Genomic DNA, 12,677 nt, shown 5'->3' with positions numbered 1-12,677 from the left:
TTTTTCTAATAAATTTAATAGTAATAATAAGGTGTAAAAAAAGAGGTGTTCAAACCTCTTTTTTATTCTTTTATGCCTTGTGTGTAGGCTTATAAGTTTAAACTTTAATTATTATTATCTTCTGACCTATCACTTGTGGTTTTTATTAATTCGTCTAAACTTAGTGTATTTTCTTCATTTATAGACTCTTCAGAAACTGTTTCAGGTAATTTAAGATTCTTAGCTATATAATCAATTTCTTCGGCTATAATTGTTTCTTTTTCAAGTAATGATGTTTTTATCAATTCTAAAAGTTCCATATTTTCATTGATAATTTTATGAGCATGATTTTGTGCTTCTAAGATAATTTTTCTAATTTCTAAGTCAATTTCATGGCTTATTTGATTTGATAAACTACTATTTGTGGCTAAAGTTTTCCCTAAGAAAGGACTACCTTCTTCGCTTTGATATTTAATTGGTCCTAAGTCACTCATCCCAAACTCTGTAACCATTCTTCTTGCTATATTTGTGGCTTTTTCTATATCATCAGATGCACCGGTTGAAATTTTATTTTTACCATAAATAATCTCTTCAGCTGCTCTACCACCCATAAAACTTGCTATCGAAGCAAGCAACTCTTCTTTAGAATAGTTGTATTTTTCGTTTTCGGGCATCATAAGATTATAACCACCAGCCTGACCTCTAGGTATAATAGTAATTTTTTGAACTTTGTTTCCACCGGGTGTTTTTAATCCAACAACAGCATGTCCGGCTTCGTGATATGCAACAGAAGTTAATTCTTCCTTTGTAATTGTTCTTGATTTTTTAGCAGGTCCTGCCATGACTCTATCAATTGCTTCATCAATTATTGATAAAGTTATCAAATTAGTTTTTTCTCTAATAGATAATAAGACCGACTCATTTATTACGTTTTCTAATTGAGCACCCGAAAAACCTGGTGTTCTTTTAGCAATATTTTTAAAGTCAATATCTGGAGAAAATCTTTTCCCTTTAGCGTGTAATTTTAAAATTTCAGCTCTTTCTGATACATCAGGTAAACCAACTGTAATTACCCTATCAAAACGACCTGGTCTAGTTAAAGCCGGATCTAAAACGTCAGTTCTATTTGTAGCCGCAACGAATAATAATCCAGAATTTTCCTTTATACCATCCATTTCAACTAACAATTGATTAAGTGTTTGTTCTCTTTCGTCGTGGCCTCCACCTATACCAGAACCACGAGTTCTACCGATAGCATCTAACTCATCAATAAAAACAATTGCAGGAGAATTTTTTCTAGCTTCCGCAATAACTTGTCTAACTCTTTTTGCACCCATTCCAACAAAAAGCTCTACAAAACTAGATGCAGAAACAAAATAAAATGGAACGTTAGCTTCACCGGCGGTAGCTTTTGCTAATAGAGTTTTACCTGTCCCTGGAGGACCACCTAAAAGAATTCCGCGCGGCATTCTAGCGCCAGATTCTTCATATTTTTTTGGAAATTTTAAGTAGTCTACTATTTCAGAAATTTCTTCAATAGGCTCTTTGTTTCCTGCTACATCACTAAATTTTTTATCTGATTTGATTATTTGGGCAGGACTTTTATCACCAAAAGCTCCTCCACCTTGACCGTTCATTGATCTCATTTGATATCTAGTTAATAACACAATTGCACCTATTAAAATCAAAGTCGGTACTAAAGATATAAAGAATGAACCTCACATACTTTGGGACGGAGTTTTTACTGATGATAAACCAATTAATGATTCCGAAGTTTTTGATAAGACTTCGCTATTAGCACCTAAAAATGAATTATTAATTAATTCCGAAGATTGAGTATCAGAACCACCTAAAACAATTTTAAGTAAACTCAAAGATCCGTAAGTTTGAAAAGTTTTTAAACCTAATTGTCCATCATTAAAGGACCCTATTATTGTATTTTCGAATTGGTTTACGTTTATACCAATAAAATATTTGTCGTCACCTTCATTTGCAGCTGCTTCTTTAAGCTTATCAGCTAAAGCTGTAAGTGAAATTTGTTCGTATTTTTGACCAGAAGTCAATTGGCTTCAAACAAAATAAATAATAATGCCTAAAACAACAACGAACAAAATACCTGTTCATATTTTTTTATTTCTCATTTATTCCTTTCATATATGTTATTTAAATTATAGAGTTTTTTATAAATAATTTTCAATTTTTTTTACTCAAATAAAAATTATTATTTAACTTATAAATTTTATTATTTGTTTTAGATAAAATAAATTTTATAATACTATTTATCTTCTGATTCGATAAATTTATTTCATGATTATTTTCGTTTAAGAATTTAAAAAGAACTTCATGTTTATATTTTAATGACCTAAAAAAATCAATTGAAAAATCTTTCTTTTCTCATTCATAATATTCTTTGTATATTTTGTATTTTTTAAACTTTAAAAATGAATTTTTAAAAATTATTTTGGCTAATAAAAATAATTTGTAAATTTTATATTTCTTTTTTAATACATTTCTTATTTTATTACGTGAGTATTTATTTGTTAAATTTGTATAATCAATATGAAAAGGAATTTTTTTAGATAGACATTTATTTTCTATTGTACTTTTAAAATACTTAAACAATAACGGTCTAATAATATTCATTCCATAAATATTATTTGTTCTTTTTATTCCGTAATATAGTGGTTTTCTACCACTATTAATTTGTAATATAGAAGTTTCTAAAAAGTCATCTATATTATGCGCAACTAATAATACATCACATTTTTTCTTATCATAAATTTCTTTAAAAAATGAGTACCTTTCATTTCTTGCTCATTCTTGAAAATTTCCTGAAATATAATCTTCCTTTTTTAATTCAAGAATTTGTAAATCTATATTGTTATCGAAACAAAAATTTTTAACTATTTTTTGGTCCTCATAACTATCTTTTCTTTGATTATAATTAACGTGTGCTACAACAACGTTTTTGTTTTTAAATTTATTCAAAAGAAACATACTATCCGGGCCGCCAGAAACAGCAATTAAATATTTTTTATTTTTTGTTAACATTGAATTTGTTCATTATTGTATAAATATCATTAAAACCAAAAGAAATTGCTGTTTCAGCCGCTAAATCAATAATAGGTAAAATTTTTTCCATTTCGCTTGAAGAAAATTTACCTAAAACAAAATCTTTAAGTTGACCTTGATGAGGAGCATTAATACCAATTTTCATTCTTTTAAAATCTGAGGTACCCAAATTATCTATAATGCTTTTAACACCATTATGACTGCCTCCACTACCACCTATTTTTATTGTTGCTTTTGATAAATCATAATCTTTATCATCATGAATAATCATAATATCAGTACTATCTATTTTGAAAAAATTCTTTAATTGTTGAACGAAAGTACCTGATAAATTCATATATGTCATAGGCTTTGCAATAACTATGTCATCAACTTTAACAAAAACTCCGTTAAATTTTTCTTTGTTTAATTTAACATTTAATTTTTCACAAATTCTATCAATAATTAAAAATCCAACATTATGTCTAGTATATTTATACTCTTCTCCTGGATTTCCTAAACCAACTATTAATTTCATTATTCCTCCAAATCTAAAAATTCTTGCATATTTGTTATTTTATGTTCTTTTTTTGAAAACCTGTTAACAAAAATTGATGAATAAATATTATCATTAAGCGCAAAAATAGTTAAATCTTTTTTTGCTCTAGAAACAGCGGTATAAACAAGCTTTCTGTTGAGCATTCCTGAATGTTCTTTATAAACCACAAAAATAACAGATTCATTTTCACTTCCTTGAAATTTATGTACGGTTATAGCATATGCTAAATTAATTTCTGCCGAAAAATCTTCTTTAGTATATTTAACATCTATTTCTTTTTCACCGATTTTAAATTTAACAAAAATTTCTTTTTCTGCTTTAGTTTCATCAATATAACTAATAACACCTAAATCACCGTTAGAAATGCCTATTTCGTTTTTGTTAACTAGTTGTATCACTTTATCTCCGACTTTATATTCAATAGTTTCTCCATTAATTTTAGAAACATGAACAACCTCTCCGTTTGGATTATATTTATTTTGAATAGCTTTGTTAATAGAATTAATACCAAAACTACCTCTATAAATAGGACACAATATAACTGTATTAAAAATTCCATACTTGTTAACTTTTTCAATAAATAATGATGATAAATCATCAAAAGGTTTTTTACTATTTCAAACGTTAACTTGATTTCCTGTAAAACCTTTCGCTATATATTCAATCCACGAATCAGAAAAATTATAAACAAATTCTTTATACGTATTTTCCGGATTTAGTAATAATTTTTGTTTATAATATTCAATAATTTCTCTGTCAGAAATAAACTCTATAAGTTTCTTGTTTATGAAAAATTTAAAAAAATCGATAAAATAAGGGTTTTTCAAATCTCCTAAAGCATTTATAAAATTTATATAATTTTTTATCTCTTCGGAATCACTTCGATAAATTTTGTTTAAGAAAACACATGGTATTTTCTTGCTTTCAATTAAATCATTTAAAATCACACCCGGTCCGATTGCAGGCAATTGATTAGAATCACCTATTAATATTAATTTTTGTAAATTGGAACAAGCTCTTAAAATTTTATAGAAAATATTAATATTCACCATGCTAAATTCATCTATAACTAAAATTTTAATATTATCAAAATCTATATCAGAAGGAACTTCCTCTTTATCATTTTTTATCTTTAAAAAACTATGTATTGTTCTGGTTGAAATTCCGTGTTTACTTGAAATATTTGAGGCTGCTCTACCCGTAGGTGCTAAAATATAAAAATCGTTTTCTTCTTTAAAATCATTTAATTTTAAGGTGCTATAAATGTGTTTTATTATTAAACTTTTTCCTGTGCCAGGCATACCGGAAATTATACTTACACCACAATCAGAAACCATTTGATATGCTATTTTTTGATCATCAGATAAATACTTTAATTCTTTTTGTGGTTCTTTTTGGAGAATTAAAACACTATTTTGATTAATAAAATTTATTTTGTCAACAATAAATTTTTCTTTCTCTCTCATTTCTATTCTTGAAACACAATTTTCTTTAATAAAAAGTTTACCATCTTTAATCTTGTTTATTATAAAACTATTGATTATTTCTTTAATTTCTATATCGCTTGATAAATTAGCAAATTTAATTACAGAAATAATCAAATCATTAATATTAATAAAAGTTGAATTATTTTCTTCCAAATTAAACATTGCGTAATCGATGTAAGCATAAATTCTCTGTTTTGAAAGGGTTTGATAACCTAAAAGTAAAGCGAATGTATCTACATCATTGATAGGTATATCATATTGTTCTCATAAATCGTATGGATTCTTGGATTTATATAACTCAATAAAATTTGGGTTCGAATCATTCTCGTGAATTTTTGTTAATAATGTAAATATTTTTTGTAAATCATTACCGAAAAAGAATTGGATGTTCTCTTGGTATTCTTTTGTGTTTTGATTAATCAAATCATTGATTTTTAGCATTTGCTTCTCGTTCTTCTTAAAATAACTCAATATCTTTTCGTAAGTATTCTTTGGAATTACTTTTAAAATTTCGATAGCTTTGCTTTCATCGAAAAAAACTTTTATAACATCTTTACCGAAAGCGTCTAATATTTTTTTACTTGTCGCTTTACCAACTGATGGTATTTTGTTAAGGTGAGTATTAATTTCAGAATTAATATCTATTTCAACTTTAACAGGAATATATTTAATCAATTTAAAATTTCTTTGTGCTTTTACAATTGTCACCTCATATTTTTTGTTTAGTTCAGGCATTTCTAATCCTGAACAATAAATCATGACATGTTCTCTTGAATTATCTTTTTTAAATTTAAAAAAACCTCAAGAGCCGTTATCTGGTCCTTTTAGTTTGTCGGTAAATTTTCCAATTAAAGTTTCATCGTTTTTGTTTTTTGTTTCATCTTCTTTTTCGAATATCATATTATTAAATTATACATTTTTTTGTAAATTTACTTAACAAAATAAATATTGGTTTTCCACATATTTATACACATATTTATAACAAGGATAATAACATATTTATCAACATATTTTTAAATGTGTGGATAAATCTATAAAAACACTATATTATAGGCAAAAAAGTTGTTGATAACTTTATGAAAACTATGTTAATTAATTTTTACATAAATTATTAAGTTTTTAGAAAGTAAAAAAAGTTATAAAATTAGTATATGAATTTAATAAATAAATATTCAAAAGAAAACGAAGAAAACGTTTTATCAAACTATACTGAACAAGTCAAAAATTTTATGAAAGAACAAATAAATGATAATATGATTTGAAAAACTTTTATAAAAAATTTAAGTATAACTAGTTATGATCAAAACATGGTAAAAATATATATACCAAACGTCAATGAAAATATTTTAAAAGGTCATCAAAAAAACTTTGATGATTTATACCAAAAATGTATTATTAAAATTTTTGGTAATCAAGCAAAATACGAATTAACCCACATTAGTAAATCAGAAGAAACTAAAAAACTTATAAAACAAAAAATAGAAGATAGTATAAAAGCTAATATTGCTACGAAAGCAGAAAAAAATCAATTATTAAATAACTTTCAAACAAACTATACCTTTGATAATTATTTAAAACTAGATTTCAATAAAGAAGCCATAGATATATGTAAGTCTATAATAAATGACAATAATGGGTTTTATATACTATATATTTCAGGGTCATCAGGTTTAGGAAAGAGCCATTTACTACACGCTCTAGGAAACGAATTCAAGAACAATAATAAAAACGGTGTATATATAAGCCCTGAGTTATTTACAAGAAAAATTTCTGAAATGTATACAGAAAATAATTCCAAGAAGATTTCAAGTCTTTTAAATTTCTTTTCTAACTTGGATATAGTTATTTTCGACGATTTTCAAGTGTTTGCAGAAGGGCAAAAAAAACAAACAAAAAACTTTATATATCAAATACTTGATAACAGAATTCAAAACAATAAAATAACAATAATATCATCTGAAAATGAGCTATTCGAATTAGAAAATCAATTTGAAAATAAAATATATACAAGATTACAATCCGGATTAGTTACTAAAATAAACACGCCCACTGAAGAAGATATGAATAAAATGTTACTTTTCTTATTAGAACAAAGAAATTTTGATACATCCATTTTAGATAATAATTCAATAAATTATATAGTTAGAAATCATATTGGTTCTATAAGATCTTTAATAGGTGCTGCCAATAGAATAAATTTATTTAAAAGTTCTTTTAAAGAAAACGAATATGTAGAAGGTATTATTAAAAACATTTTTGAGAATGTTATAAAAAATAACGATAACATTTCTCACGAAAATATAATTAAGCACGTTGCAAAATATTATAGAGTAAGTTCAAAAGAAATATTAGGAAAATCTAGAAAAAAAGAAATAGTTATCGCAAGGCATTTATCAATAATAATGATAAAAAATATTTTAAACAAATCTTCTACGGAGATCGGTAAAATATTCAACAGAGATCATACAACTATTTTGAGTGCCTTAAATAAACTAAATGATGAGGCACAAGCTCTATCTATAAATAAAACTATGAACGAATTAAAAAAGGACATATATGGGAAAAAATAACTAGTTATTAACAATTAAATAAGTTGTGGATAACTTGTAAAAGTTAAAATAATTGTTAAAAAAGAGCATTTTTTCAACTTTTCAGTTATTTATTAACATATTAACAAAATATAATTATTTTAAAAAAATATTAAGGAGAAAACATGAATTTCACAATTAGTAAAAAAATAATAGACGAAGCAATAGAATTTTTATATTCGTTTATAGATCAAAGTGACTCTTATTTACCACAAAGAGGAATATATTTAGAATTAGATAACGAAAAATTAACATTAATAAGTACTAGTTCTTCTATTTCAGGAAAAAGAATAATTGAAGTTGATGAAAAAGATTTAAAAATAAAAAGAACAGGTAAAACACTATTAAATTCAATAATATTAAAAAATATAATTAAAAAATTTGATAAAGAAGTTACTTTTTCTGTTGAAGATAATGTTGTAAATATATTTGAGAATAAAACAAAATATACAATTACTCAATTAGATTATAATAAATATCCTAAAATTAATTTTGAAGATACAGAGAATTCATTTGAAATAAGTTCTGAATTATTAAACAAAGTTATTAATGATGTTTACATATCAACCGCTCATTCAACAAATAACGAAAGATTGAATGTTGCTGTTTTTAGATGTGTAAATATAAGCAGTAAAAGTGATGGTTACTTAAGATTCTTATCTACTGATTCATATAGATTATCTACTGAAAAAATAAAAATTAACAAAATAAATGATATTAATATCAATATCGATGCTAAAAATTTAAAAAAATTAATAACAAAAGGCGTTCCGGAAAAAATAAATATTTTCTACAATATTGATAAATTTGGAATTTCTTATGAAGGTTCAATTATACAAACATCAATATCAAAAATCAATTTTATTGATCTAAATAATTTATTAGAAATAAAATATAATAAAACTATTGAAATAGATAAGGATGAATTATTGAAATTAATAAATAAAGTTGTATTTCACAATACAGAAAAAGCTAAAAAATTACAATTTAGCATTTCTAAAAATTCTATAAATATTACTTTTGAAATACCCGAAATAGGAATTAGTGAAGTTTCTACTAACAAGCACAATTTAGTTGGAAAAGACTTTGAAATTGATGTTGATTATCAATTTTTAAAAGATGCGGTTTCTGTTTTATCAAGCGGAATTATAAAGTTATATATAACAGAAAATGATGATAAAATATATTTAATTTCTGAAAACGAAAAAGATAATATTCAATTAATAACACCAATTAGGAAGTTTTAATGATAGTAAAAATAAGAGATGAATCAATTAAATTAGGTCAATTTTTAAAGAAAATTAGAGAAATATCAACTGGTGGTGAATCTAAATATTTTTTACAAAATAATGATATTAAAATAAATGGCGTAAAGCCTATAGGGCGTTCTACCAAAATACATGTAGGCGATACGGTTTGAATAAATGACACTTTAATAAAAGTTATTAAGGAAGATTAAATATGGAATTTAAATTAACGCCTTTTGTGAAGTGAGCCGGAGGAAAAAAACAACTTCTTCATATATTAAAAAATAAAATACCGAAGGAGTTTAATACATATTATGAACCTTTTGTTGGTGGTGGAGCACTTTTTTTGAAATAGAACCTAAAAAAGCCATCATAAACGATAATAACAAACAATTGATTAATATTTATAATGATATAAAAAATAATGTTGATGATTTAATTAAGTTTATACAAAAATTAGATAATCATGAGATTAACAAAGAATTTTATATTAATATAAGAGATAAATATAACGATAAAATTATTAATTCAGAATTGGATGTTATAACTTCTTCTTATCTTATTTGATTAAATAAACATTGTTTTAATGGTCTTTATAGAGTAAATTCTAAAGGGTTATTTAACGTCCCTTTTAATAATAAAATCAAAGGGTCGTCAATTAATAAATTAAATATTTTAAATATAAATTATTTTTTAAATAAAAATAATATTCAATTTAGTTCAAAAGATTTCGAAGAAGCTGTTAAAGATGCAAAAATGGTGATTTTGTATTTTTTGATTCACCTTATATTCCTGCAACAAAAACAGCAAATTTTACAGATTATACAAAAGACGGATTTTCTTACGACGATCATGTGAGGTTAGCTAATTTATATAGGAAATTAGATTCGAAAGGTGTTAAAATAATGTTAACAAACAACAATGTAGATTTAGTTTATGAACTATATAAAGGTTTTAATATTGAAGTAGTACCTGCTAAAAGAATGATTAATAGGGATTCTAAAAACAGAAAAGGAGAAGAAGTTATAATTACAAATGATGAGTAGTTTTGAAAAATTATTTAGCTCTATGATTGAGACTATAAATGATTATTCAGTAATTGTTGATTTTAACTTTGTTAAAAAGAAATTAAAAGATAACTGAATTGAATATATTAAATTCTTTAATACAATCTGAACGTCAAAAAATAAGTGAAATTGAAAATAATTGATGGATTGAAAACAAAATAGATTTAAACGTATTTTTTCACAATTACACTTTTATTTCGATGAGATCAATCTACTTTGATTTCATACCTTCAAATTTTTAAATCCATACATTCTCACTTAATTAAGAGTTTAAAATTAAATAAAAGACTGCATTCGCAGTCTCCCTACATTGTTGACGTTAACACATAACGCTTAAACTGTTGTTCTACCAATATAGTACACAGTGTTTTAATTAAACCTGTACTCATATTATAGCATTATTTTCTAATTTCGAAAAATTATTTAATTATCTTAATACAAGATAACAAAATAAGCGATAAGATATCACGCTGAAAATTATTAATGAAACAGAAAAATAAAAACAATGATATAATTATTTTGTGAATTGGATATTACCCACTCCTACCCTGGGCACAATAAAATAAATAGGGACTGATATTTTTAAATTGGCCGGTTGTAATATAATCATTAAAGCCAATTTTTTTATATCTTTTTGAACATTTTAGATTATTAATTGTATTTAATAACATAGAAGCTTGTAAAAACGCCGAAAAAGCAATATAGTTATCTGTTTTAGAAACAACAAATTATATTTTTATTAAAAATGTACTATTTTATAAGGTATGTTTTTGTTGATTTTTCAATTTAACTCTTTGCTTTCGCAGCTATTTCTAAAGTCTTTTGAAAGATTAGTAATTTCATTGCAAGATAATTTATTGATCTATTCTATATTTACTTTCATATTTAAATTTTAATTAAAAAATATTTTATTTATTTATAAAAACGCTTAATGGAATTAAAAAGTTGAAAAATATGATATCATATTTAATATCTATATATATATGTGTGTAATTAATTGAGCAACAGTTATTATTACACCATATAAAGATTTTAAGGATAGAAAATGAAAACAAAAAACCAAATTGAAATACGTTTAAATAAAAGAAAATTAACTTTAAGTGGTTGATTAAAAGAAAATGATTTCGATTCATATAAAACCCCGTTAAAATTCCAAAAATTTTTATTTTTTTATGAGTTATTTTCAAAAATGGATGGAGATACAAGTGACTTTAAAAAATTAAAAGGATATAAAAATGGACCCGTTTTTAGTAATGTATGAGGTTATTATACACACAACAAAGAAGAATTTAATATAAAAATTACAGAATCACTAAAAGAAAATTATTCATTAGTCAACTTAGAAAGAGCAAAAAAAGCAAATTTTTTAATTGCTACTTTAACACAAGAAGAACTATCTAATTTAACTCACCAAATGAATTTATGGTTAGTTAAAAAAGATTTAATTATGAGTGGTGAAAAACAAGTAGATTTAGATGAAAAAGATTTAAATGATGATGATTTTAAATTAATTAAAAAACTAAGTTCTATAGCTTCTATAGAAACAATTAATAATTCAACTATTTATGAAATAGGTGAAAAGTATTTTGTTTTTAGTAACAAAGACTCAAAAGTAATTAAACCAGAACATTTAGATATATTAACTTCTGTTTCTAAAGACCCTGAATTATATAATCCTGTTTATGTTGAAATTGATGAAGATGGAGATTTAGTAATTGATTAATATAAAAGATGTAATAAGGTTGAAAATACCTTATGGTCAAGGGTTAAAAAAAGAAAGTCATATGTATATTTGTATAAAAAATAACGTTCAACACGAATTTGTTAAGTGCCAAAGTTATAAAATAACTAAATCACAAGATAAATTAATGAATGATTTTATTATTGAAGAACCAAATCCATTACGTAATCCTTTTAAACGTTGAACAATCATAGATTGCGATAAAGTTTTTTACACAAATTCAATAAATTATAGTGAATTATCAAAAACTAATATACGAGAGAATATATCTGATGACTTATTCGAAAAAATAGAAGAGTTAATCAAAGGTAAAAGACGTGTTAAAATTGACGAAAAAGAACTCATGAACCTTAATAAAAAATATGTAAGTAAAAATGAGTAAAAATATTATTTAACTTTCAAATTAAAAAAGAGGTTATTATGAACGATAAAAAAATATTAGATATGTTTTCTGAAAAACATTTGAAAAAGTATCAAAAAGAATTAGACAATATGAGCTAGAAAATGAAGAAGCGTTCGAAATAATCTTCAAAAAACTTGCTAAAATGTAGTTCTTGGAAAATACACTTTAATTGGTGTATTTTTTTCTCACCATTTTTGTGATTTTGGTGTAAATACGATAGGGAATGGCGAGAATAATTTTTAAATATTGATCCCGTTGAAATTAGATATGTAGCAAATACACTCGAGCTTGAGTGTATTTGCTACATATCTAATAACTACGGAATCCGCTTTTGTTGAGTTATAAATTCTTAAATTTGTATTTACAAAAACATTGTTTTTTGTTCCATAAAAAATTTGTTTAATATTTTTTGATGCTTTATCAACTGCTGTTAAAAAAACATATTCTAAAATAGTAATTAATTTTTGGGCTATATTTTTAGCAACATCAACATTTATATTTGAATCAAAAGCATAAACTAATCTAATTTTTTTGTTGTTTTCATTTGATGAATTA

The 12,677-nt window shown here is 24.4% G+C and carries 11 protein-coding genes and 1 pseudogene; 7 read left to right on the top strand and 5 right to left on the bottom strand.

Going from position 1 to position 12,677, the window contains the following annotated elements; genetic code table 4:
* Positions 1-104: 104 nt before the first annotated feature.
* The 4 genes from ftsH to KQ876_RS04505 are packed head-to-tail and all read right to left on the bottom strand — an operon-like array spanning position 105 to position 5,976.
* Positions 105-2,120 (bottom strand): ATP-dependent zinc metalloprotease FtsH, encoded by a 2,016-nt coding sequence (ftsH, locus tag KQ876_RS03600; RefSeq protein ID WP_205852170.1) that lies wholly within the window; start codon positions 2,118-2,120, stop codon positions 105-107.
* Positions 2,121-2,142: 22 nt separating this feature from the next.
* Positions 2,143-3,030 carry a tRNA lysidine(34) synthetase TilS gene (gene tilS / locus KQ876_RS03595; RefSeq protein WP_216490339.1) on the bottom strand — a complete coding sequence of 296 codons (888 nt, stop codon included), beginning with the start codon at positions 3,028-3,030 and terminating at the stop codon, positions 2,143-2,145.
* Positions 3,014-3,568, bottom strand: a complete 555-nt coding sequence (gene pth / locus KQ876_RS03590; protein ID WP_205852172.1) for an aminoacyl-tRNA hydrolase — start codon at positions 3,566-3,568, stop codon at positions 3,014-3,016. Before pth ends, tilS begins: the two co-directional genes overlap by 17 nt.
* Positions 3,568-5,976, bottom strand: coding sequence for an ATP-dependent RecD-like DNA helicase (locus tag KQ876_RS04505; RefSeq protein ID WP_205852173.1), 2,409 nt, complete (start codon positions 5,974-5,976; stop codon positions 3,568-3,570). The genes pth and KQ876_RS04505 overlap by 1 nt, the downstream gene beginning before the upstream one ends.
* 251 nt (positions 5,977-6,227) lie before the next feature.
* Between KQ876_RS04505 and KQ876_RS03580 the strand changes: the two genes are divergently transcribed.
* The 7 genes and pseudogenes from KQ876_RS03580 (at position 6,228) to KQ876_RS03555 (ending at position 12,101) form a co-directional block, all read left to right on the top strand.
* A complete protein-coding gene (locus KQ876_RS03580; protein WP_205852174.1) occupies positions 6,228-7,646 on the top strand; it encodes a DnaA ATPase domain-containing protein in 1,419 nt (472 codons plus the stop codon).
* A gap of 143 nt (positions 7,647-7,789) precedes the next feature.
* Positions 7,790-8,911: a DNA polymerase III subunit beta gene (locus tag KQ876_RS03575; protein WP_216490337.1), complete on the top strand. Its 1,122-nt coding sequence runs from the start codon at positions 7,790-7,792 to the stop codon at positions 8,909-8,911.
* Positions 8,911-9,123: an RNA-binding S4 domain-containing protein gene (locus KQ876_RS03570; RefSeq protein ID WP_216490335.1), complete on the top strand. Its 213-nt coding sequence runs from the start codon at positions 8,911-8,913 to the stop codon at positions 9,121-9,123. The genes KQ876_RS03575 and KQ876_RS03570 overlap by 1 nt, the downstream gene beginning before the upstream one ends.
* 2 nt (positions 9,124-9,125) lie before the next feature.
* Positions 9,126-9,775, top strand: a pseudogene (locus KQ876_RS04135) (DNA adenine methylase).
* Positions 9,700-9,957, top strand: coding sequence for a DNA adenine methylase (locus KQ876_RS04130; RefSeq protein ID WP_308699369.1), 258 nt, complete (start codon positions 9,700-9,702; stop codon positions 9,955-9,957). The pseudogene KQ876_RS04135 and the gene KQ876_RS04130 overlap by 76 nt, the downstream one beginning before the upstream one ends.
* A 1,066-nt stretch (positions 9,958-11,023) precedes the next feature.
* Positions 11,024-11,701 carry a hypothetical protein gene (locus tag KQ876_RS03560; RefSeq protein ID WP_216490333.1) on the top strand — a complete coding sequence of 226 codons (678 nt, stop codon included), beginning with the start codon at positions 11,024-11,026 and terminating at the stop codon, positions 11,699-11,701.
* A complete protein-coding gene (locus KQ876_RS03555) occupies positions 11,694-12,101 on the top strand; it encodes a hypothetical protein (RefSeq protein WP_216490330.1) in 408 nt (135 codons plus the stop codon). Before KQ876_RS03560 ends, KQ876_RS03555 begins: the two co-directional genes overlap by 8 nt.
* 260 nt (positions 12,102-12,361) lie before the next feature.
* Here the strand turns inward: KQ876_RS03555 and KQ876_RS03550 are convergent.
* Positions 12,362-12,677 (bottom strand): hypothetical protein (locus KQ876_RS03550; RefSeq protein WP_216490328.1); only part of this gene is annotated, 316 nt, incomplete at its 5' end.

This window comes from Mycoplasma sp. CSL7491-lung (assembly GCF_018913965.1).
Lineage (GTDB): Bacteria > Bacillota_I > Bacilli_A > Mycoplasmatales > Metamycoplasmataceae > Mycoplasmopsis.
The sequence above is the reverse complement of the archived record's forward strand: the minus strand, read 5'-3'. Positions and strand labels throughout refer to the sequence as shown.